This window comes from Pseudomonas sp. 22082, from assembly GCF_052046055.1.
In the GTDB taxonomy this organism is placed as follows: Bacteria; Pseudomonadota; Gammaproteobacteria; order Pseudomonadales; family Pseudomonadaceae; genus Aquipseudomonas; species Aquipseudomonas pharyngis.
The window spans coordinates 18,034-39,666 of sequence record NZ_JBQEQB010000025.1 but is presented as its reverse complement, the minus strand read 5'-3'; the positions used below and the strand labels follow the sequence as shown (position 1 = coordinate 39,666).

Here is a 21,633-nt window from a genome sequence, read left to right as displayed (position 1 = left end):
GCCGCCCGGGTTTCCCATCGCCGTCAGAGCACGTGAAGACAGCCACTTGAAGGACGAGACCTACCATGCGGATTATCCAAGCGACCCTCGAACACCTGGATTTGCTGACCCCGTTGTTCGTTAAGTACCGCGAGTTCTACGGCTCCCTGCCCTATCCGGACTCGTCCCGGGCCTTTCTCGAAAAGCGCCTGCGACGCAAGGAATCGGTGATCTACCTGGCGCTGGCCGATGACGACGACAGAAAACTCATGGGCTTCTGCCAGCTCTATCCGAGCTTTTCCTCGCTGTCGCTCAAGCGCGTGTGGATTCTCAACGACATCTACGTCGCCGAAGATGCCCGCCGCCAACTGGTGGCTGACAACCTGATCCGCACCGCGAAGAAAATGGCCAAGGAAACCCAGGCCGTGCGCATGCGCGTCTCCACCAGCGCCGACAACGAAGTGGCGCAGAAGACCTACGAATCCATCGGGTTCAAGGAAGACACCGAGTTCAAGAACTACGTGCTGCCGATCAGCGAAGAACTCTGATCGCGAGGTGTCCTGCGGGGAGGGAGCAGACTTCCTCCCCAACATGAATCCCAACCCGACATTTATTCACACCGACATCCCCCGCTACAAAACCAACGCGCTTTTCACCTCTCAAAACGTATAATCCCGAGCTTTCCGGCTTGTAAGAAAAACTACACCCGCTTGTAGGCTTACACGAAGTCATCCGCACAGGTCTGCCGAGTCAGGCCGTCACCACAGGTGCCCACATGGATTTCAACCCGATCGACCTCATCCTGCATCTCGACGTTTATCTCGACATGCTGGTGAACAACTATGGGACCTGGATCTACGCCATCCTGTTTCTGGTGATCTTCTGCGAAACCGGCCTGGTGGTGATGCCATTCCTGCCGGGTGATTCGCTGCTGTTCATCGCCGGCGCGGTCGCTGCGGGCGGCGGCATGGACCCGGTATTGCTGGCGGGCTTGCTGATGCTCGCGGCGATTCTCGGCGACAGTACCAACTACGTGATCGGGCGAACGGCGGGTGAAAAGCTGTTCAGCAACCCGAACTCGAAAATCTTCCGCCGCGACTACCTGCAACAGACCCACGATTTCTACGACAAGCACGGCGGCAAAACCGTGACCCTGGCGCGCTTCCTGCCGATCATCCGCACTTTTGCACCGTTCGTCGCCGGTGTCGCGAAGATGCCTTACCCGCGGTTCTTCGGCTTCAGCGTGTTCGGCACGGTTTTGTGGGTTGGCGGTCTGGTGACGCTGGGTTATTTCTTCGGCAACGTGCCGTTCATCAAGAAGAACCTGTCGCTGCTGGTGGTCGGCATCATTCTGCTGTCGCTGGTACCGATGATCATCGGTGTGGTTCGCAGCCGCTTCGGCGGCACCAAAGCCCAATCGCACTAAGTCGATGTGGTCGCTGAGCGCCTGGCGCCGCCGGCGCATTCTGGCCAGGCACCCGATTGCCGATGAACTGTGGCAGCGGGTGCGCCATCATCTGAGTTTTCTCGATGGCATCACTGCCGCAGAAGACCAATGGCTGCGCGAAGCCAGCGTGCTGTTCCTCGAAGACAAACACCTGACCGCCCTGCCCGGCGTCGAGCTGCACCAGGAACAGCGTCTGCTGCTCGCCGCCCAGGCGCAATTGCCGCTTTTGCATCTCGGCGATCTGAACTGGTATCAGGGTTTCCACGAAATCGTCCTCTACCCCGACGACTTCCTCAGCCCCCAGCGCCATCGAGATGCCAGCGGCGTCGAGCATGAGTGGGACGGCGAACACAGCGGCGAAGCGTGGCAACAAGGGCCGATCATCCTCGCCTGGCCCGGCGTGATGGCCAGCGGTGGCTGGGAAGGCTACAACCTGGTGATTCACGAACTGGCGCACAAGCTCGACATGCTCAACGGTGACGCCAACGGCCTGCCCCCGCTGCATGCCGACATGCGAGTGAAAGACTGGGCCGAAGTGATGCAGGCAGCGTACGACGACCTCAATCGCCAGCTCGACCGCCATCCCGACGCCGAAACCGCCATCGACCCCTATGCCGCCGAGAACCCGGCTGAGTTCTTCGCCGTCACCAGCGAGTACTTCTTCAGCGCTCCGGATCTGCTGGACGAGGCTTATCCACAGGTATATGCGCAGCTGCGGCTTTTCTACCGCCAGGATCCGTTGACCCGCCTGAAGCAACTTCAGGCCAGCGACCCGGTCTACCAGGCTCACGAGTAAAGGTCTGCACGACTTCCGGTACATGGCGTCCACGGCAGAATATGCCTATAATCGCCGCCACTTTTTGGTCAATCCGGCCAAGTGTTTTTGGTCAACTAACGGGGGCAAAGCCCAATGAGCTACAGCAAGATTCCGGCTGGCAAAGACCTGCCGAACGACATCTACGTCGCGATCGAGATCCCGGCCAACCACGCGCCGATCAAATACGAAATCGACAAAGACAGCGATTGCCTGTTCGTTGACCGTTTCATGGCCACCCCGATGTTCTACCCGGCCAACTACGGTTACATCCCGAACACCCTGGCTGACGACGGTGATCCCCTCGATGTGCTGGTCGTGACCCCTTACCCGGTTGCTCCAGGTTCGGTGATCCGCGCGCGTCCGGTCGGCATCCTGAACATGACCGACGACGGCGGCGGCGATGCCAAAGTCATCGCCGTTCCACACGACAAGCTGTCCCAGCTGTACGTGGACGTGAAGGAATACACCGACCTGCCAGCCCTGCTGATCCAGCAGATCGAGCACTTCTTCGCGAACTACAAAGATCTCGAAAAAGGCAAATGGGTGAAAATCGAAGGCTGGGACGGCGCTGACGCTGCCCGCGCCGCGATCACCAAGTCGGTTGCTGCCTACAAAGGCTAAGCCTCGCGACCTGCGACACGCTTGAAGAAAACCCCGGTTGATCCGGGGTTTTTTGTGCCTGCCCGAAAGGTTCTTAAACAGCTTGTTTATGGCGACCTACAGAAAAGTTTTAGTGTGTGTAATTTCCCACAAGAACGTCTTACATCCCGTCGCAAAATTTGCCCTGATTTTGAACGCAAGGTTTATTCAAACCGCTCTAGGCCGGTCGTAGACTCGTGTTTATGAGAAAGAACACTAGCGGTCCAAGATTCAAGGCACTCCTGGAAGCTGCGAACATCACCACCACGGGATTCGCAAAGTTCTGGGGCACGGAAGCCCAAAACGTTCATAACTGGTACACCCGGGGCGTACCCGCGTACCGCATGGAAGAAGTTGCGCGCCTGCTGTCCGTCAACAGCCAATGGCTGAAGACCGGCGAAGGCCCGAAAGACGCCCCGCACCTGCATACGGAGTCGGGCGACATCCTCGATGCCCATGCCATTCGCGGCGTCTACACGGTGCTCGAAACCAACGACATCGAACTGCCGCTCTACAAGGAAGCCCCGACTGCCCCTGGTTCCGACAAGACCCACGTCATCAAGGACCCGGACCAAACCATCCGTTTGCCCCGCAGCCACCTCGAAGCCCTGGAAATTCGTCACACCGATGCCATCTGCACCCACATGATCGGCAACAGCATGGCCGAGAAAATCGAAGACGGCTCAACCCTCGCCATCGACCGCGGCCTCACCCAGGTGGTGGACGGCGAAATCTACGCCATCGAACACGACGGCATGCTGCGCATCAAATACCTGCACCGCATGCCCGGCAACGCCCTGCGCCTGCGCAGCCACAACAGCGCCGAATACCCGGACGAGATCTTCCGGGCCTCACAGATCGAAGAGCAGAGGATTCATGTGTTGGGATGGGTGTTCTGGTGGTCGACGCTGGGCAAGCGGCGGCCGGTGGTGCCGTTTCTCTGATCCTGCTTCTGTCGTGAGGGGCAACCGGCCCGGATAGTCGGTACAAATACGGGATTTTTCATGGATAGAACGCTCTGCCCCGCACTTCGCACTGGGAATCCCCAACAAAACTCAGTATCCTGCGCCCCACATTCGCGCATCGACCCGCCAAGCGGCCCAGATGACGCCTGACGCGGCAGACCACTGTCTGACCAAGTCCCACAGCCGGACGCAAGATCCGGATGTACGTTTTGAAGGCTGGCGCGGTTTACCAAAAATAAACCAAGCCAGTCCCCGAGAAGCCGGCCACAAGCCGGCTTTTTAATGCCTGCCAAAAGCCAATGCCTACCGTCCGAATTCAGAATCGCCGCTTGCCGGATACCAAACGCGCTTGTACCGTAAAGACAAACGTCATTACAGGTAATCCATCATGGCATCCATCAACATTCGTATCGACGACGAACTGAAAAAACGCGCCTTCGCAGAGCTGGAAAAGCTCGGGCTTTCGCCCTCAGAGCTTCTGCGCCAAACGCTTCAATACGTCGCGGACCGGGGCAAATTGCCGTTCAAAGCGGCATTGCTCAGTGAAGAGGATGAAGCGCTTATCGCCGTGGTCACTGAACGTCTTGCCGCTCCTCAGCGAGTCAAGGTAAGTCTGGATGACCTATAACCTTGAGTTTGATCGTCGTGCATTGAAGGAATGGAACAAGCTGGGCGATACAATTCGCGAGCAGTTCAAAAAGAAACTCTCCGAGGTTCTCGAAAATCCTCGCATAGAAGCCAACAGGCTTCGCGAGCTGCCAGATTGCTACAAGGTGAAGCTGAAAAGCGCTGGATATCGCCTGATTTATCAGGTGATTGATCTCGAAATTGTGGTGTTCGTAGTCGCTATCGGAAAGAGAGAGCGAGAGGCGGCTTATGACGCTGCACAGGATCGATTGTCGTCCCAACCCTGAGCCAGTTAATCATCAGGATCGATTCTGAAATTGGGGCAGCAACCTGCTGCCCCAATTACCGTCACGGATAACTAAACGACTTCACCAACGTCAACTCCCCCACCGCCCGCATCGGCACGATGAAAGTCTCCATCTTCTCGCTAGGCGTCCCCTCTTCTGTAATCACCGTTACCTGCGCGGTCGTCAACGGCTGCACCGCCTCTTCCCCACCCTCATCATCCCCGCGATACCCACCACCAAAATAATTCACATACACCAGATACTGCCCCTTGATCGGCGCCGGCATGGCGAAGATTTCCGGGCCGTAGCCGGTGGTCACGTCAACGTCCAAAGCCGCACCGTTGGGGGCGACGCGGTCGCCGTACCAGATATGCGCGCCGTCGGGTGTGATCAGGTGCAAATCGAGGTCGGTGCCGTCACTGTCCCACGCCAACAACACCCGCAGTTTCGCCGGAGTAGCGCCGCCGCTGGTGTTGAGGAACTGCGTGCGATGCCGTTGCTGGCCGTCGGGGCTGCGGACTTCGACGCTGTTGCTGCCGTTGGGGAAGGAGAACGGGCGGTCGAAGCGGCCGCTGTCGTCGATTTTCAGCGGCATGCTGACGCCGTTGACGATCAGGCGGCCGGGCTCTTTGTTTTTCGGTGTGGCTTTGATTTCACCGCTGATACGGGCGGTGTTGGCCTGGCCGATCGGGGTATTCACCGAGGAGGCCGGGTAGTTGACGGTCTGGCGGAAACTTTCGCCCTCGCCTTCGGGGGCGCCACTGCGCCAGCCGCCGACCGGGGTGTCGAGTTTGACGCTGTCGGCAGCCATCGCCATTGGCAATGCATTAAGCGCGCAGAGCAACAGCAAGACCTGTGGATAACGGAGTGTCATGGTCTATTCCAGCAAAAGGTGACGGGCGAGCCCTTCGATATAGGTTTCATCCTGGCCGTTGGGGTGTGCTTCAAAGGCCAGGTGCAGGTATTCGTGAGTCAGGTCGAGGCGGTCCTGCAAGGACAGCACGCCGCGCACGTAGATGCGCTGACGTTCGCGGTCGACGAAGGGGCGGCCAAAGGCGAGTTTGCAGACGGCGAACGTGCTGACTTCGTTGTAGCCGGTTTCGCTTTCAAGCGTCGGACGCCAGCCGCGACGTTGCTTTTGCAGCCAGTCTTGCGCGGCGGGCAGCGCTTCACAGGACGCCACCGGGTTGTCCCAGCGACTGAGGCTCGCGCGCGGATAGGCGTGCAGCAAAATAGCGTCGTAACGCTGGCCGGCATTGGCTTGCTCGACGGCTTGCTGCCAGGCGAGTTTGTCGGGGCCGGGTTGATCGGAGTGATAGGTAACGGTGCTGCCGGCCAATACCAGGTCCGCCGTCCAAGCGGCGATGTTGCGAGATTCGGCGGAGGCCGGACGCGGTGCAACACGCTGGCGAATGCTGCTGTCGTCGATGCTCAAACATTCGCCATTGCGCGTGGCGTTTTGCAGCAGATACGTGCGGATCGCCACGGCTAACGCTTTCGCGGCTTCGGCCGGTTCAGGTTTGGCTTCACGCTCCAGCACACGGGCGACGTACTCTTCGCGATCCAGCCGAGCCACAAGCTTGTCGTTGAGCAGAAACAGCTCGCCGTCGCTGTGGATATCCAGCGCATTACCATTGGCGAATTCGACGCGGTAATCGCCCTGCAACGGGCCGGAGCTCACCACTCGATCACCGGCCAGAACCCGCGAAACCGGATAACGCGAGAACAGCCCGACCTCAACACAACGCCCCGCTTCCGCCGGCCATGATGCGGGCAACACCGTCGCTAACGCCGAACCATAATGCCGCAAAACCATCTGACTGGTGCCCCGGCCACCGGCCCAGATCGGCGAGCCATCCGCCGTCCACCCAGCGAACCCGCCCTGACGTGATTGCGGATCCTGATCGCCGAGCCAGCTCCAGGTTTTCACCCGCAAGCGCCCACCGAGTTCGCCGACGACATTGCCGTCCGCCGCGTTCAGCACCACGTCGAGCAGCACACGGCGCATCTGCTCCTGAGCCGGCAACAAAGACAAAACCTTCAGCAAGTCAGCCACGGAAACCCGAGTGGCCGGCTGCAACGATGGCAAATCCAGCAACCATGACGGCGCCTGTCGCGCCTGCCAATAGGTTCTCCAATCGCCAGCGGTTATGCCCAACCGCGCCGGCTCGAAATACAGCCCGCAGGATTTCACCAGCGCCTGATCACGCTCGATCTTCCCGCCCGCCGTGCAGCAATAAACTTCTTCCTTCGACTGCCCACGACATTCATAAGCCGGTTCCCGCGCACCGGTATCCACCAGCCACGCATAAACGAACACCTTCCACAAACTGCCCAGCGGCGTGTCCAGCGACGAAGGCAACGGCTCGCGAGCGGTCAGTTGAGTGGTATTCAGCGACAGCAACTCACCCTTGTAGGCCACGCGCAACGGCTCATCCTGCGCCGTCGCCAGCGCAGGAATCACACACATCAGCAGCCAGACCAGCAGCCGGGTCATGTCAGTTGACCGTGACCTGACCAAGGGCCGCTTTCGCTTCGCGGGCCTGATGCTGCGGCGCGTAGACCTGAGTGAAGCGCACCGGCGGCAGGTTGAACTGACCCTTCTGCGAGAAGCGCACCAGATGCCGCAGGCGCAATTCACCGCTCAGTGCATCCACCGGCACCGCGTAGGCCAGTTGACCCGGCTCGAAACGCGCCTTCTCCAGCGCGGTCGGTTCGGTGCCGTCCTTGCCCTGCAACTTGATGCCCCACGTGGTGCGCTCAACATCGGCGCCCGGCGGCAACGGCACTTCGAGCATGCCGTAGCGCAACGGTTTTGGTGCTTTGCTGGTGAGGATCACCTCGTCCAGATACAGGCTGTCGCTGGACAGCGGTTTAGTGCCGACCGGCTCCAGTTTGAAGGTGAAGGCTTCGTCACCCGGCACCAGACGCGACAGGCGACGAGTGATGGTCACCGCCATCGGATCGACCGCCGGTTGCTGGGTCTGGTAACTCAGCGCGGCACGCAATGGACGCTCCTGAGTGCCCGATACCGACAACACGCTCGGCACCGGCGCAACACCCTGCCACGTCCAGTACATCTCGCCGGTCGTGCCGTAGTTTTTCTTCCAGCCTTCGCCCGGGGTCAGCGCGATGGTCGGCGAGGCCTGGGCGATGCTGCGTTGCAGCCAGGTCAGCGCCAGCGCACGTTCAAGGGTCGATTGCTGCGGCAACAGCCGTTGCAACAACGCCGTCGCACGAGCCTGATCGAACGGTTGCAGCGACAGGTTCAGCGCTTCGGCAAACGGCTGCGAACTGACCGACAAGCGCTGTTGCGCAGCGCCCAACTGACGATTGAACGCATCCGGCAAAGCGACTTTCGACTGCGTGGCCAACGATGCGGTCAAGACCCGCGCCGCCGCCAGACCGAGCGCCGAATCCGGATCGCCCATCACCAGACTGTCTTCGCCGTCGTCCATCAGCGTTTCGGCATTGCCTTCCCCGGCCTTGGCCAGATCCTCCATCAAACCGCTGAGCAGCGTGTTGACCGGCAGATGCATCTGCTTGGCGAAGGACAGAATCAACGCCCGTTGCAGCAACGGTGTATTCGGCGCCTGCTTGGCGTAAACCTCCAGCACCCGCTGCCAGTGCTCCGGCGGCAAGGTCAGATCGAGCACCTGGCTGGCGTTCCAGTCGGCGTAATAGGCGTAAGCGGTGAGGAACGCATCCGGTTCACCGTCGAAGCCCCACCAGGTGAAGCTCGCCGACGGCCCGGCCATTTGCACCAGGCGCAGACGGCTGTTCTGCATGATCAGGCGCAAGCGGTCACGGATCTGCGGGCTCGACGCCAGCGACGGATAGGCGATGCTCAGCGGCAGCAAACGGCTGGCGGTCTGCTCGACGCCGCCGTACGGATAACTGAGCAGATCGTCGAGGGCCGAACGGAACAGCGCTTGCGGGCTGTCATCCAGACGCAGGCGAATGTCGGTGGCGTCCGCCGGCAGGCTCAGCGGCGTGTCACCGCTGTCCACGTCGAGGCTCTGGGTCTGTGTCACTTGCCAGCCTTCGCCGGTCGCGGTCAGGCGTACCGCAAGGGCGTCGGCGGTTTTGCCGTCCTGCACCAGTTCAGCTGTCCATTCGCCGGAGGCCAATGCGAAGGCCGGTAGCGGCAGGTAGTTGATGCCGTTGTTGAGGGTCACCGGCAGGCGCTGTTCGGCGCCGGCGTAGTGCGTCACCAGTTCAGCCTTGACCGGTTTCTCGGCTTGGCTGAAGGCGAACACACCGAGTTGCGGCTGATCGCCCTTGCGGAATTTGCTCGGCCCGCTCCACTTCAGGTACAGCGGTTTTTCCGAACGGACGAACTGCTTCTTCTGCCCGACCTGACCGTCATCGGCAATCGCTCGCGCGGTGATGCGCCAGCGGGTCAGCGAGTCCGGCATCTTGAAGGTGAAGCGGGTCTTGCCGTCGGCGTCGGTCAGCAATTCCGGCTGCCACGCAGCGGTGTCGACGTCTTCGCGGCGCGGCCGCTCCAGCACTTTCACCCCGCGTTCGCTGCGGTTGGCCTTGCCCGGCGCGCCGGGGCTGCCCGGCAATGCCACGTCGTAGCTGATGAACGACAGGCTGGCGCTGGTGCGCACGTTGTTGCGGCGCGGGTGATAGAAGAACTGGTCGATGGTCGGCGCGACTTCCGGTTGCAACGCATAGACCATTTCATCAACCACGCTGACCGTCAGGTGCGCCGGCACAGCCTTGCCGGCGAACTGCGTGGTCAGGTCGACCGTCACGGTATCGCCCGGCTGATAGGTCTCTTTGTCAGTCTTGATCGCCACGTCGATCTGCGGCGCAACAACCTTGATCCCGGCGTTCTGGAAGCTGTACTGACCGCCCTTGGTGTACAGCACGGAGAACGTCAGGTTCGGCGCGAAATTGTCCTTCACCGGGATGCGTGCGCGGTATTGAGTTTCGCTGAGTTTTTCCAGTTTCAGCCAGTCGCCGCCCTTGGCCAGCAGCGCGGTGGCTTCGACCTTGTCACGCTCCAGCGACAGCAGTGCATCGCTGACCGGCTCCGGGAACGTGATCAGCGCCAGCGCTTCGTCGCCGGCCTTGTACTCGGGTTTGTCGAGGACGATTTCCACGGTGCCCGGCACGGCCTTGACGCCGTCGCCGGTGACCGAGTGACCAGTCGCGCCAAGCACTCGGCCGTGCTGATCTTTCAGCGACAGGTTGTAGGTGCCCGGGCGATCGAAGGCCACGCTGAAGCCTTTGTCTTTCGCCGCCAGTTTGCCTTCGCCGGTGGTCTGGTCTTCGAGGCGAACCCAGCTGTAGCTGCTCGGCACAACGGCCTGCGCCTGTTGGCTGCCGCCCTCGTTGGCGAAGCTGAACGCGACCTTGTCACCGACTGCACTGAAGCGCTGCGGCGCGGTCAGGCGGAAGCTGGCGGCGCCACGGTCGATTAGGATTTCCTTGGTGGTCTTGACCCGGTACGCCGCGCCATCGCTGGCAAACACGGTGAGCATGTAGCGGCTCGGTTTGTCGGCGGCCGGAAGGTCGAGGGTCGCGTTGCCCTTGCTGTCGGTGGTCAGTTCGGTGCTGGTCAGTTCTACCGGGAATTGCCCGAGGTATTGCAGCTCGTTGTCGACCATCGACAGTTGCTGGGCGCGCAGGCTCAAGGTCAGCTTGGCGTTGGCCACCGGTTTGCCGTCCGGGTACAGCAGCACCAGGCTGCCCTTCACCGGTTCGCCGGTGCGGTAATCCTGCTTGGCCAGATTCAGCGAAATTTCAAAGTGCGGCTTGATGTACTCGGCCACCCGGAACGCGCTGCTGTAGGCCTGATCCTTGTAGTTGAAACGCAGCTCGTAACCACCGGCCACCGCGTTGTCCGGCAACTGGAAACGACCCTGGGTGCCGGCCTTGGAATCGAGTTTCAGATCCAGTCGCTGCAACTCGGTACCGGTGGCATCGAGCACGCTGACATTGACGTCCGCTGCGCCGGGCAACACCGAGTCGCGGGCGTTCTTGAATTCGCGGCCAACGATTTTCAGCGACACCCAATCACCCGGGCGATACAGCGGCCGGTCGGTGAAAGCGTAGAGTTTGGTGTCGTAGATTTCGCTGTCGTAATAGAAGTTTTCCGAGACGAATACGCCGCCCTCTTCGTCCTCGCCGATCACGAACGAACGCTCGGGGCTGACGTGTTTCAGGCGCAGCAGACCATCGGTGTCGGTGGCGCCGCTGCTCATCACGCCGAGGCCGTCGGTCCACAGCACGTTGACCTTCGGCACCGAGCTGCCTTCGTGTTTGCGTGCGGCCCACACCAGCAATTCATCACCGGCAATCTTGCTCACCGCCACGGTGTTGGAAACGAACACCATGGTGGTCGCGCGGTACTTGCCGATCAGCGCTTCGACCAGATACAGACCCGGTTTCAGATTGCCCAACGGGATGTAGACGTTACCCGGCGCGACGCTGACGAACTCGCTGGAAGACCCGGCCAGATTGACGCCGGTCGGCGGCTGGATCGGTTTGGCCTGCCACAGCGGATAGCGGAACTGGCTGACCACCGGCAGGCCCGGAATCAGGGCGAACTGCGGTTGCGCGTCGTACGGCGTCGGCGCGGCGATGGCATTGCCCATCTTCAGCTCCGGCACTTCCTCGGTGACTTGCTGGCGCGACTCGTAAGAGAAGGCACGCTGCATTACGCGACGGGATTTGCGGTACCAGTTGTCCCACAGGTACGCGAGGGTGTTCGACAGGCCTTCGCCCTTGAACTGGCCGTCACTGACCACCCGGTGCAGGTTCTTCTGGCGCTTGAGGAAGTCCAGCGGCTTGTCGATTTTGTACACGCGGATGTCGGCGCCGCCGTACGGTTCCATGCGGAATCGACGGTAGTCACGACCCGGCGCTTCGAGGCGCACCACTGCCTGTTCGTCGGCGGCGAAACTGCTGTCGGCCAGCAGGAAAAAGCTTTCACCGGACACCGGCGTGTAGCCGCTTGGCTCCACGGTGTCTTCGGCATTCACGGCCGAAAACGGCAGGGTCAACAGCAACAGAAAAGGCAGTAAACGCAGCATGCGGGCACCGGTCATTGGGAGAGAAAATTCAGTCGATAGACGCCGATGAAGTTGGGGTTGGCTGCGTCGGGTATCCATCGGGTGTCCTTCCATGTCATGAGTTGCTGCAGGCTTGCCGAACGCATGCCGTTGTCGGTTGGGGTGGTCGTACCGGTGTGATAGGCGATGTAGCGGCCCATCCAGATCATCAGGTGCTGGTCGTCGCCCTGATCGAAAAACATCAGATCGCCAGGGCGCGCCTGGGACACGTCGCGGCCGATCAGATGGCTGTTGAACTGAATCAGTTTGATCGCGTTGACGTAGGGCCCGACCTTGCCGCCGCCCTGTTGCCATTGCTGGGCGAGCTTGCGCTGGTCGGCGCTCAGGTCCAGCTCCGGCGGCAGGTAGCGATTGGACACGCCATTGCTGCGCAGCCATTTGTCGTCGTGGACTTTCAGCGCTTCGTTGGCGGCAAACCGCACCAGGCCGGCGCAATCCTGCTGATACCAGCGCGGGCTCGGGCCTTTGCTCAATTGTTCCTGGGCGATGCGCACGAACCAGGCGCGAAACACCTGAGACTGCTGCGGATCGAGGGCCGGAGCCTCAACGGCTCGGGCGCCGGCGCTGAGCAACAGCGCCAGCAAGCCGAGGCTGCGAATCAGTCTGGTCACAGCGCTTTCCACTCCAGCGGCAGCCATTGCCAGTGCCCGTCAGGCTCGCTGCCTTCCGGCAAAGTCAGGGCGTATTTGCCCATGCCGCCGAGGGTGCGCAGTTTCGGGATCAGGTAGGTTTGCGCGGCGTTGTAGAACACCGGCTCCATGTCCTGCGGCAGGCTGTCGAGGGTTTCCTGCCGGATCAGTTGCGCCATCGAATCCGGGCCGAAGTAGATCGGCATCAGCACGTCTTTCGGCAGTACGTCAGCCATCGGCGGGAAGCGTTTGTCGAGGGTGCCGAGGGCCTTGTCGACCAGTTTGTCGTCGAGGGAAAACAGCAGCGTCGAACCATGGCGCGCCAGGCTGACTTTCATGAACGCACGGCCGGTGATCGCGTCCGGATTCTCGGCATCCTTGGCCGCGTACGGACCGAAGTTGGAGCTGACCTGACGTTGCCAGCGATGGCTCTGGCCTTCCTGTTTCTCGACCACCGGGAACGCGTGCTCGTCGACCTTGCCTTCGTAGGCGCCGACCATCGAATCGAACAGCGTGCCGATATCCGCGTCGAGTTTGCCATTGTCTTCGTCGTTCAGGCTGGCCACCAGCAAGGGCGTGTACAGCCGCGAATCGGCGTACCAGCACAGGCCCGCCGCGCCAGCCACGTGCTCGGTGAGTTTCTGCGCCACCGCTTCTTCGGCGCCGAGTTTCACCAGCAACGGTTTTTGCGGCTCGGCCGCCACCGGCAAGGTCACGCAGGCGCTGGCGCCCAGCGGCATGGCTTGCCAGACCGGTTTGAAATCGAAGTCCGGCTGGTTTTCCAGCTCATCCATGGCCAGAAAGCTGTGCCAGCCCTTGTCGTCCATGTCGAAACGCAGGCCGGCGAAATTCGGGATGAAGCGCTGGTAACCCATGGCCAGGACGCTGGAATTGACCGACAGGCGCTGTTTGGTTTCAGGTGTTTTGGCCGTGAGCCCGAATGCTTCGGGGAACAGTTTTTCGCCGTTGAGCAGCGCCGCCAGCGCTTGGGGCGAGACGTGGCCGGATTCCTCCGAAGCACCACTTTCCGGGTCGTAGAATTTGGCCGGGTTGGACAGCACCACCAGTTTGTCGCCACGGGAGGCGAACAGCAGGGATTTGCCGGCGTTGTAGGTCAGCTGATACAGCGGCACTTCGTCGCCGCCGACTTTCAGGGTGCTGAGCACGCTCAGTTGCGAATCATCCAGCGCGACTTTCGCCAGCGGCTCCAGCACTTTGGCCAGCCCGCCGCGATCCATCACCAGCAGGAAATCCTTCAAGCGACCATCGGCGCCGCGCCACAACGCCACGTCTGCCGGTTGATCGAAGAGCTGCTCGATCAAGCTGTCCTGCAGCTTCAGGTCATGCTCGTAGATGATCCGCCGCAGACTGCCGATCAGCCCGAGGCGGTCGGCGTGGGTTTCGTAATAGAAGACGAAATCCTCGGTGAGCGTGGCCTTGAGGAACGGCACCGTCAGCAGGTCCTTGGGCAACTGGCTCAGGGAGCGGGTTTCCAGCAGCGCGTCCGGGCGGCTCAGGCCGAGCTTGTCGCTGGCCAGTTCCGCCGGTGGCGCCTTGGGTTTGTGCATCAGCCAGCCGAGCCCGCCCGCCACGCCGGCGACAAGGCACAGCCCGACCGCCAGTAACGGCCAGCGCCGGGAAGGTTTGCCGGCAGGTGTTACGGCGGCCGGTGCAGCAGTGTTATCGCTCATCTTTCCAGAACCCGAGTTCATCCGTGGCGGGATGCTTAATAGTTGAAAGTCTTGACCAGCAGCAGATCACCGATGGCCCGCAGGGGCACGATGAACGTTTCGCGTTTTTCGTCGACGGTGTTTTCGTTGAGCACCAGCGTGATCTGCGAGGTGATCACCTCGTTCTGGTTGCTGGTCTCCTCGAAGTTATAGCCGCCGTTACCGAAGTTGCCCCAATAGTTGACGTAAACCAGATAGGTGCCGTGCAGCGGCGCGGTCATGGTGAACATTTCCGGGCCGGGGCCGTCGACACCGTCCGGATCGAGGCCGCCGCCGTTGCTCATCGCCGGACGCGCCCAGAAGGCGTGCTGGCCGTCAGGCGTAATGACGTGCAGGTCGAGTTCGGCTTTAGGGTCGTCCCAACCGAGCACCACGCGGATCCGCGCCGGCGTGCGCAAATTGTTGGCTTCGTAGAATTGAACGCGCTTGAGCGGCTGGCCGTCGGCGCTGATCACTTCGACGCTGTTGGAGCCGGCGCCGAACGCATACGGCCGGGCGAAACGCCCATCGTCGTCGGTGTACAGATTCAGTGGATTGCCATTCACTGCCAGGCTGTGGGGCGGACGCAGATGCCCGATCGCCTTGAGCTGGCCCTGGATCATTGTGCGATTGCGCTGGATGCCGCGATCGATAGGCGGCGTGGGATAGGCGACTTGCGGGTTTTCCGTGCGATCAAGCAGCCCGTGATAGCGCCAGCCGCCAACAGGCTCTGACAGCTCCGCACTCGGCGCTGCCAGCAGCGCGGGCGCGCAGGCCAACCCGATCAGCAGCAAAAGAAGTGAACGCATGTGATGCCTCCTGCCATGCCTGACGAAACCTTGCACCCGATCCTCGGTACTTCACAGCGGTGAAAACTGCGTTTCGTCTGAAAGACCCGTGACTGTCGGGTCGTAGAAGGCGCGAAGGTTAGCGATTCGGCAGTTTTTTAACAATCGGATACATCTGCTTTTGCGGTGGGTTCACGGCGTTCAGTGGACGATGAGCCGAATAGGCGTCATATTCGGCTCACGAAATGAGCCGAATAGCGTTTCTATTCGGCTCACGCACTCAGGAACGGCATTTCATGGCAACTCACTGGATCTGGCAGCAGCCCGATTGGCCCGACTTCAACTGGCAGGCAGAGCGTCTCACTGCGCTGTTGCGCGAATGCGTTCAGGCGCAGGGACAATTGATGGGCATGGCGCGATCAGTGGGCAATTCACTGAGCGCTCAGACTGAGCTGGACGCGTTGCTGCAGAACATCGTGACCTCCTCGGCCATCGAGGGGGAGCAGTTGAATGTTGAATCCGTGCGCTCTTCATTGGCTCGACGCCTGGGGCTGGAATCACCGGATGGTGACAAAGTCAGCAAGCGCAGCGAGGGGCTTGCGCAACTGATGCTCGATGCCACTCAACGTTTTGCCGAACCGCTGACGCTGGAACGATTGCTGGAATGGCATTCATGGCTGTTTCCAGAACAGGAGAGTGGTTTCCTTTCGCGAGCAATCAGTGTCGGTGCATTACGCGGCGATGAGCCTATGCAGGTGGTTTCCGGGCGAATCGACCGCTCGACCGTGCATTTCGAGGCGCCACCGCGACAAGGGCTTGAGCGACAACTCGACAGTTTTCTCAAATGGTTCGACGCCAGTCAGCATCAGGCCGGCCTCGATCCTTTGCTGCGAGCAGGCATCGCGCACTTCTGGTTCGTCACCTTGCACCCGTTCGATGACGGCAACGGCCGTCTTACCCGCACCCTCACCGATCTGGCACTGGCCCAGGGCGAAGCGCAGGCGATTCGTTTTTATGCGATGTCGGCCAGCATTCTCGACGACCGTGCGGGCTATTACCGGATTCTCGAATCCAGCCAGAAAGCCACGCTGGACATCACCGACTGGCTCGCATGGTTCCTGCAAACCCTGCTTCGCAGCCTGCAACAGGCCATCGCGCGGATTGAAGGCGTGCTGGGCAAGTCGCGCTTCTGGCAAACGCACCGCGAATCCGAGCTGTCGGTGGAGCAGATCAAAGTGCTCAATCGCCTGCTCGACGGAGGTGAACGTGGTTTCGAGCACGGTATCAGTGCGGCGCAGTATCAGGCCGTGGCAAAAGTCTCCAAGGCGACGGCGACCCGACATCTGGCGGATCTGCTGGAAAAGGGTTGTCTCGAACGCCTGCCCGGCGGTGGGCGCAGCACGCGCTATCAGATCAGTTTTCCAGGCAAATCCGCAGGGTGATGCAACCCCCGCTCATTTGCCCATACCCCCCCTATCTGCTAGTGTCGCGCCGGTTTAACGTCAACCGGAATTAGCCGCCATGGCCCGCAAAAAAGCTGCACTGGATTTCGAACAGTCCCTCGCCGACCTGCAAACGCTGGTGGAGCGTCTGGAGAACGGTGAATTGTCGCTGGAAGACTCGCTGACCGCTTTCGAGCAAGGCATCGGCCTGACCCGTGACTGCCAGGCGGCGCTGGCCCAGGCCGAGCAGAAGGTCCAGGTGTTGCTGGAGCGCGATGGCGAACTCGCCGAGGAACCCTTCGACGCGGATCAGCCAGAATGATTGCAGCGTATTCGGCCACCAGCCAGGCGCGGGTTAACGCGTCACTGGAAACCCTGTTCAACGCCCCGCTGCCAGAACTGGCGCGCCTTTATGAAGCCATGCGCTATAGCGTGATGAACGGCGGCAAACGCGTGCGTCCGCTGCTGGCGTACGCGGCGTGCGAAGCCCTCGGCGGCAAGGCCGAACAGGCCAACGGCGCGGCGTGTGCGGTTGAGCTGATCCACGCGTATTCGCTGGTACACGACGATTTGCCGGCGATGGACGACGACGATCTGCGTCGCGGCCAGCCGACCACTCACAAGAAATTTGACGAAGCTTGCGCGATCCTGGCCGGCGACGGCTTGCAGAGCCTGGCGTTCAGCGCCCTGCTCGACCCGCGCCTGAGCGACCTGAGCGCGGACATCCGCCTGCAACAGGTCACAGCGCTGGCGCACGCGGCAGGCCCGGCCGGCATGGTCGGCGGTCAGGCCATCGACCTCGGTTCGGTCGGCCTCAAGCTCGACCAGAAAGCGCTGGAACAGATGCACCGGCACAAGACCGGCGCGCTGATCGAAGTCAGCGTCAAGCTCGGCGCCCTGGCCAGCGGCCGTGCCGAGAAGGATGAACTCAAGTCCCTGCAGACTTATGCACAGGCCATCGGCCTGGCGTTCCAGGTGCAGGACGACATCCTCGACGTCGAAAGCGATACCGAAACCCTCGGCAAACGCCAGGGCGCCGATATTGCCCGCGACAAGCCGACCTACCCGGCGCTGCTCGGTCTGAACGCAGCCAAGGCTTACGCGCTGGAACTGCGCGATCAGGCCCTGCACGCGCTGCGACCGTTTGACGCGGCTGCCGAGCCGTTGCGCGATCTGGCCCGGTATATCGTCGATCGGCGTAACTGAAGGCTTATCTGCCAAAAAAGACCAACGCGTGGGCAGGGGGCGATGCATCAGGTAAACTGCCGCATCTTTTATACCTATAACGATTCGCCTGATGCCCACGACGTTTCATGAGATTCCCCGCAAGCGCCCGACCACGCCCCTGCTCGACCGCGCTAATACGCCGGACGGCCTGCGCCGGTTAGGCGAAGCCGAGCTGGAAACCCTGGCTGATGAGTTGCGCCTGGAATTGCTCTACACGGTCGGCCAGACCGGTGGGCATTTCGGTGCCGGCCTGGGCGTCATCGAGCTGACCATCGCGTTGCATTACGTCTTCGACACCCCGGACGACCGGCTGGTGTGGGACGTCGGTCATCAGGCTTATCCGCACAAGATCCTCACAGGTCGTCGCGAGCGCATGGAGACCCTGCGCCAGAAGGACGGCATCGCCGCCTTCCCGCGCCGCTCCGAGAGCGAGTACGACACCTTCGGCGTCGGCCACTCCAGCACCTCGATCAGTGCCGCGCTGGGCATGGCCATCGCCGCCCGCCTGCAGAACAGCGATCGCAAGGCGATTGCGGTGATCGGCGACGGCGCACTGACCGCCGGCATGGCGTTCGAGGCGCTGAACCACGCGCCGGAAGTCGACGCCAACATGCTGGTGATCCTCAACGACAACGACATGTCGATCTCGCGCAACGTCGGCGGTCTGTCGAACTATCTGGCGAAGATCCTTTCCAGCCGCACTTACGCGAGCATGCGTGAAGGCAGCAAGAAAGTGCTGTCGCGCCTGCCCGGCGCCTGGGAAATCGCCCGTCGCACCGAAGAATACGCAAAAGGCATGCTGGTCCCCGGCACCCTGTTCGAAGAACTGGGCTGGAACTACATTGGCCCGATCGACGGCCACGATCTGCCGACCCTGATCGCCACCCTGCGCAACATGCGCGATCTGAAAGGCCCGCAGTTCCTGCACATCGTCACCAAGAAAGGCAAAGGCTTCGCCCCGGCGGAAGTCGACCCGATCGGTTACCACGCCATCACCAAACTCGAACCGCTGGACGCCCCGGCCGCTGCGCCGAAGAAGGCCGGCGGGCCGAAGTATTCCGGCGTGTTCGGTGAATGGCTGTGCGACATGGCCGCTGCCGACCCGCGTCTGGTGGGCATCACCCCGGCGATGAAGGAAGGCTCGGATCTGGTGGCGTTCAGCGAGCGTTTCCCGCTGCGCTACTTCGACGTAGCGATTGCCGAGCAACACGCCGTGACCCTCGCTGCCGGCATGGCCTGCGAAGGCGCGAAACCGGTGGTGGCGATCTACTCGACGTTCCTGCAACGCGGTTACGACCAGTTGGTGCATGACGTCGCGGTGCAGAACCTCGATGTGCTGTTCGCCATCGACCGCGCCGGTCTGGTGGGCGAAGACGGCCCGACCCACGCCGGCAGCTTCGACCTGTCATTCCTGCGCTGCATCCCGGGCATGGTCATCATGACCCCGAGCGATGAAAACGAACTGCGCAAGATGCTTACCACCGGCCACCTGTACAACGGCCCGGCGGCGGTGCGTTACCCGCGCGGCACCGGCCCGAACGCGACCATCGAAAAAGACCTCGAACCGATCGAGATCGGCAAGGGTGTGGTGCGTCGCCAAGGCAGCAAGGTCGCCTTGCTGGTGTTCGGCGTGCAAATGGCCGAAGCCCTGAAAGTGGCCGAGACGCTGGACGCGACCGTGGTCGACATGCGTTTCGTCAAGCCGATGGACGAAGCGCTGGTACGCGAGATCGCCGACAGCCACGAGCTGCTGGTGACCCTCGAAGAAAACGCGATCATGGGCGGCGCCGGTGGCGCGGTCAGCGAATTCCTCGCCCGCGAGAACATCCTCAAGTCGGTGCTGCACCTGGGCTTGCCGGACGTTTATGTCGAGCACGCCAAACCGGCGCAGATGCTGGCCGAATGCGGGCTGGATGAAGTGGGGATCGAAGCGGCGGTGCGTGAGCGCCTGGAACTGCTTAACCGCTAGCTCGCTGGATACACGCAAAACCCCATGTGGGAGCGGGNNNCCGCCTTCGCGAGCAAGCCCGCTCCCACATTTGATTTGTGAACACTTCAAGTGCCAACGGACTCCGATGAACCTCTCGCGTCTCGCCCTGCCCCTCCTGCTGCTGCCAACCGCCAACGCCCTCGCCGACACCTTCGAACGCGACCAGGCCCTGAAGCTGCCGGACGTGCTGATCAGCGCCAATCGCCAGGTCGAAGCACGCAACGACAGTAGCGCTGCCAATACGGTTTTCACCCGCGAAGACATCGAGCGCCTGCAACCCCGTAGCGTCACCGATCTGCTGCAACGGGTACCGGGCGTACAAGTCGCGCAGACCGGCGGGCGCGGCAGTCTGCCAGGGATCTACATTCGCGGCACGCAATCGGCGCAAAGCCTGGTGCTGGTCGACGGCCAGCGCATCGGCAACTCGACGTCCGGCGACAGCAACCTGCAACACCTCAACATCGAACAGATTGAGCGGGTCGAAGTGCTACGCGGTTCGCGCTCGGTGATCTACGGCAGCGATGCGATTGGCGGGGTGATTCAGATCTTCACCCGGCGCGGCGGCGAACAGGGCTTGCAGCCGCGGATGCATGTGGGCTTCGGCAGCCACCAGACCTGGGAGCGCAGTGTCGGCCTCTCCGGTGGCGATGAAAAAACCCGCTTCAACCTCGGCGCCAGTCTCGATGAAACCGCCGGGATCGACCGCACCCACGCGTCGTATCCCAGCGACAGCGACCACGACGCCTATCGCAACAAATCCATCAGCCTGAGCCTCAGCCATGCGCTGACCGATGACATCGAAGTCGGCGCCAATCTGCTGGATAACCGGGGCAAAAGCGAGTTCGACAGTCCATGGGGACGTTACGTTGAAGCAACCGACCGATCCTATGAAGAGCAACCTTACAGCGATTTCACCGTCAGCAGTTTCAGCAGCTACATCGATGCGCGGATCAACGAGCGCTGGAGGTCGCGCCTGGAACTCGGCCACAGCGAAAATCGCGAAAAAACCTTCGACAAGCTCAGCGATGAACGCTCGGTGTTCAATACATACCGTGATTCGGTGACCTGGCAGAACGACCTGACCCTCGATGCGCGCAACAGCCTGATCCTTGGTGGCGACTGGTACGAAGACCGGATCAACAGCAGCACCGCGTTCGACGAAGACAGTCGCTGGAACCGCGCCGCATTTATCCAGCATCGTTATCAGGCCGACAGCTTCTCCACCGAACTGGGCCTGCGTCGCGATGACAACCAGCAGTTCGGCGGTCAGAACAGCTGGAGCGGCACGCTGACGTTGCCGGTCAATCCCGACAACGATCTGCTCTTGAGCTACAGCGAAGGCTTCCGTGCCCCTACTTTCAACGACCTGTACTACCCCAAGTACAGCAATCCGGATCTGAAACCGGAAACCTCCAAAAGCTATGAGTTGCAGTGGCGCAGCCAGTTGAATGACAGCAGCCGTCTAGAGGCGTCGATTTATCGTACAGATCTGAAGGACGCGATTATCGCCGCTGACGGTAACCCTCCAGAGAACGTTGCCTCGGCGCGAATCAACGGCTTCGAAGCAGCGCTGAAACAGGAGCTGTTCGGCTGGCAGAGCAACCTCGGCGTGGCGATCATCGATCCCCGCGACCGCGACACCGGCCACACCCTGGCACGTCGTGCCCGTCGCACCTTGAGCTGGGATCTGGATCGACAGTTTGATCGCCTTGGCCTCGGCGCCAGTTGGCAGGCCGTCAGCAGTAGCTACGACGACCTGAACAATCAGCAACCACTGGGCGGTTATGCGCTGCTCGGACTGCGCAGCAACTGGGCGCTGAACCGCGAGATCAAGCTGGATTTCAAGGTCGACAACCTGCTGGACAAGGGTTACAGCCGGGCGCTGTACAGCCATGACGGCAGTCAGTATGGCTATCGCGAGGAGGGGCGGGCGTTCATGTTCGGGGTAACCTGGACACCGCTACTCTGATCCAGAATTTGCGCTGCATTGACTGACCTC

The 21,633-nt window shown here is 61.5% G+C and carries 18 protein-coding genes; 12 read left to right on the top strand and 6 right to left on the bottom strand.

The annotated features are described in order from the left end of the window. Positions 1-65 precede the first annotated feature (65 nt). The 7 genes from ACTJK9_RS24705 (at position 66) to ACTJK9_RS24675 (ending at position 4,761) form a co-directional block, all read left to right on the top strand. Entirely contained in the window at positions 66-527 is a 462-nt protein-coding gene (locus ACTJK9_RS24705) for a GNAT family N-acetyltransferase (protein WP_039771887.1), read from the top strand. Positions 528-754: 227 nt separating this feature from the next. Next, entirely contained in the window at positions 755-1,405 is a 651-nt protein-coding gene (locus tag ACTJK9_RS24700) for a DedA family protein (protein ID WP_440816898.1), read from the top strand. A gap of 4 nt (positions 1,406-1,409) precedes the next feature. After that, a complete protein-coding gene (locus ACTJK9_RS24695) occupies positions 1,410-2,222 on the top strand; it encodes a zinc-dependent peptidase (RefSeq protein ID WP_440816896.1) in 813 nt (270 codons plus the stop codon). Positions 2,223-2,336: 114 nt separating this feature from the next. Beyond that, positions 2,337-2,864, top strand: a complete 528-nt coding sequence (gene ppa / locus ACTJK9_RS24690; protein ID WP_007933577.1) for an inorganic diphosphatase — start codon at positions 2,337-2,339, stop codon at positions 2,862-2,864. Between the two features lie 221 nt (positions 2,865-3,085). Further along, on the top strand, positions 3,086-3,826 hold the full coding sequence (locus tag ACTJK9_RS24685) for a S24 family peptidase (protein ID WP_221398177.1): 741 nt from the start codon (positions 3,086-3,088) through the stop codon (positions 3,824-3,826). A gap of 409 nt (positions 3,827-4,235) precedes the next feature. Continuing rightward, a complete protein-coding gene (locus ACTJK9_RS24680) occupies positions 4,236-4,475 on the top strand; it encodes a type II toxin-antitoxin system RelB/DinJ family antitoxin (protein WP_085608779.1) in 240 nt (79 codons plus the stop codon). Further along, complete coding sequence (locus tag ACTJK9_RS24675) at positions 4,465-4,761, top strand: type II toxin-antitoxin system RelE family toxin (RefSeq protein ID WP_085612534.1); 297 nt, start codon at positions 4,465-4,467, stop codon at positions 4,759-4,761. Before ACTJK9_RS24680 ends, ACTJK9_RS24675 begins: the two co-directional genes overlap by 11 nt. Before the next feature lie 61 nt (positions 4,762-4,822). Here ACTJK9_RS24675 and ACTJK9_RS24670 read toward each other — a convergent pair whose 3' ends face one another. From ACTJK9_RS24670 to ACTJK9_RS24645, 6 genes are read right to left on the bottom strand one after another with little or no spacing between them, the layout of a single operon-like run. After that, positions 4,823-5,635, bottom strand: a complete 813-nt coding sequence (locus ACTJK9_RS24670) for a YfaP family protein (protein ID WP_440816891.1) — start codon at positions 5,633-5,635, stop codon at positions 4,823-4,825. A gap of 3 nt (positions 5,636-5,638) precedes the next feature. Beyond that, entirely contained in the window at positions 5,639-7,258 is a 1,620-nt protein-coding gene (locus ACTJK9_RS24665; RefSeq protein WP_440816888.1) for a DUF2300 domain-containing protein, read from the bottom strand. 1 nt (position 7,259) lies between these two features. Then, positions 7,260-11,825 carry an alpha-2-macroglobulin family protein gene (locus tag ACTJK9_RS24660; RefSeq protein WP_440816885.1) on the bottom strand — a complete coding sequence of 1,522 codons (4,566 nt, stop codon included), beginning with the start codon at positions 11,823-11,825 and terminating at the stop codon, positions 7,260-7,262. Further along, positions 11,822-12,487 (bottom strand): DUF1175 domain-containing protein, encoded by a 666-nt coding sequence (locus ACTJK9_RS24655; RefSeq protein ID WP_085612530.1) that lies wholly within the window; start codon positions 12,485-12,487, stop codon positions 11,822-11,824. The genes ACTJK9_RS24660 and ACTJK9_RS24655 overlap by 4 nt, the downstream gene beginning before the upstream one ends. After that, complete coding sequence (locus tag ACTJK9_RS24650; RefSeq protein WP_440816882.1) at positions 12,457-14,169, bottom strand: DUF2138 domain-containing protein; 1,713 nt, start codon at positions 14,167-14,169, stop codon at positions 12,457-12,459. The genes ACTJK9_RS24655 and ACTJK9_RS24650 overlap by 31 nt, the downstream gene beginning before the upstream one ends. A 35-nt stretch (positions 14,170-14,204) precedes the next feature. Further along, positions 14,205-14,996: a YfaP family protein gene (locus ACTJK9_RS24645; RefSeq protein ID WP_085648667.1), complete on the bottom strand. Its 792-nt coding sequence runs from the start codon at positions 14,994-14,996 to the stop codon at positions 14,205-14,207. 275 nt (positions 14,997-15,271) lie between these two features. Between ACTJK9_RS24645 and ACTJK9_RS24640 the strand changes: the two genes are divergently transcribed. The 5 genes from ACTJK9_RS24640 (at position 15,272) to ACTJK9_RS24620 (ending at position 21,603) form a co-directional block, all read left to right on the top strand. Continuing rightward, positions 15,272-16,417 (top strand): Fic family protein, encoded by a 1,146-nt coding sequence (locus ACTJK9_RS24640; protein ID WP_440816879.1) that lies wholly within the window; start codon positions 15,272-15,274, stop codon positions 16,415-16,417. Between the two features lie 79 nt (positions 16,418-16,496). Beyond that, complete coding sequence (locus tag ACTJK9_RS24635) at positions 16,497-16,739, top strand: exodeoxyribonuclease VII small subunit (RefSeq protein WP_007894317.1); 243 nt, start codon at positions 16,497-16,499, stop codon at positions 16,737-16,739. Then, positions 16,736-17,623, top strand: a complete 888-nt coding sequence (gene ispA, locus ACTJK9_RS24630; protein WP_440816877.1) for a (2E,6E)-farnesyl diphosphate synthase — start codon at positions 16,736-16,738, stop codon at positions 17,621-17,623. The genes ACTJK9_RS24635 and ispA overlap by 4 nt, the downstream gene beginning before the upstream one ends. 91 nt (positions 17,624-17,714) lie before the next feature. Continuing rightward, the gene (gene dxs, locus ACTJK9_RS24625) at positions 17,715-19,613 is read left to right on the top strand and encodes a 1-deoxy-D-xylulose-5-phosphate synthase (protein ID WP_440816875.1); all 1,899 of its coding nucleotides are present in this window, start codon (positions 17,715-17,717) and stop codon (positions 19,611-19,613) included. Positions 19,614-19,719: 106 nt separating this feature from the next. Further along, the gene (locus tag ACTJK9_RS24620) at positions 19,720-21,603 is read left to right on the top strand and encodes a TonB-dependent receptor domain-containing protein (RefSeq protein WP_440816873.1); all 1,884 of its coding nucleotides are present in this window, start codon (positions 19,720-19,722) and stop codon (positions 21,601-21,603) included. Positions 21,604-21,633 lie beyond the last annotated feature (30 nt).

Coding starts and splice junctions, on each gene's coding strand:
- ACTJK9_RS24660 (WP_440816885.1), bottom strand. CDS start 11,825: ATGACCGGTGCCCGCATGCTGCGTTTACTGCCTTTTCTGTTGCTGTTG.
- ACTJK9_RS24700 (WP_440816898.1), top strand. CDS start 755: ATGGATTTCAACCCGATCGACCTCATCCTGCATCTCGACGTTTATCTC.
- ACTJK9_RS24650 (WP_440816882.1), bottom strand. CDS start 14,169: ATGAGCGATAACACTGCTGCACCGGCCGCCGTAACACCTGCCGGCAAA.
- ACTJK9_RS24670 (WP_440816891.1), bottom strand. CDS start 5,635: ATGACACTCCGTTATCCACAGGTCTTGCTGTTGCTCTGCGCGCTTAAT.
- ispA (WP_440816877.1), top strand. CDS start 16,736: ATGATTGCAGCGTATTCGGCCACCAGCCAGGCGCGGGTTAACGCGTCA.
- ACTJK9_RS24695 (WP_440816896.1), top strand. CDS start 1,410: ATGTGGTCGCTGAGCGCCTGGCGCCGCCGGCGCATTCTGGCCAGGCAC.
- ACTJK9_RS24705 (WP_039771887.1), top strand. CDS start 66: ATGCGGATTATCCAAGCGACCCTCGAACACCTGGATTTGCTGACCCCG.
- ACTJK9_RS24675 (WP_085612534.1), top strand. CDS start 4,465: ATGACCTATAACCTTGAGTTTGATCGTCGTGCATTGAAGGAATGGAAC.
- ACTJK9_RS24665 (WP_440816888.1), bottom strand. CDS start 7,258: ATGACCCGGCTGCTGGTCTGGCTGCTGATGTGTGTGATTCCTGCGCTG.
- ACTJK9_RS24645 (WP_085648667.1), bottom strand. CDS start 14,996: ATGCGTTCACTTCTTTTGCTGCTGATCGGGTTGGCCTGCGCGCCCGCG.
- ACTJK9_RS24635 (WP_007894317.1), top strand. CDS start 16,497: ATGGCCCGCAAAAAAGCTGCACTGGATTTCGAACAGTCCCTCGCCGAC.
- ACTJK9_RS24680 (WP_085608779.1), top strand. CDS start 4,236: ATGGCATCCATCAACATTCGTATCGACGACGAACTGAAAAAACGCGCC.
- ACTJK9_RS24685 (WP_221398177.1), top strand. CDS start 3,086: ATGAGAAAGAACACTAGCGGTCCAAGATTCAAGGCACTCCTGGAAGCT.
- dxs (WP_440816875.1), top strand. CDS start 17,715: ATGCCCACGACGTTTCATGAGATTCCCCGCAAGCGCCCGACCACGCCC.
- ppa (WP_007933577.1), top strand. CDS start 2,337: ATGAGCTACAGCAAGATTCCGGCTGGCAAAGACCTGCCGAACGACATC.
- ACTJK9_RS24620 (WP_440816873.1), top strand. CDS start 19,720: ATGAACCTCTCGCGTCTCGCCCTGCCCCTCCTGCTGCTGCCAACCGCC.
- ACTJK9_RS24655 (WP_085612530.1), bottom strand. CDS start 12,487: ATGGCTGCCGCTGGAGTGGAAAGCGCTGTGACCAGACTGATTCGCAGC.
- ACTJK9_RS24640 (WP_440816879.1), top strand. CDS start 15,272: ATGGCAACTCACTGGATCTGGCAGCAGCCCGATTGGCCCGACTTCAAC.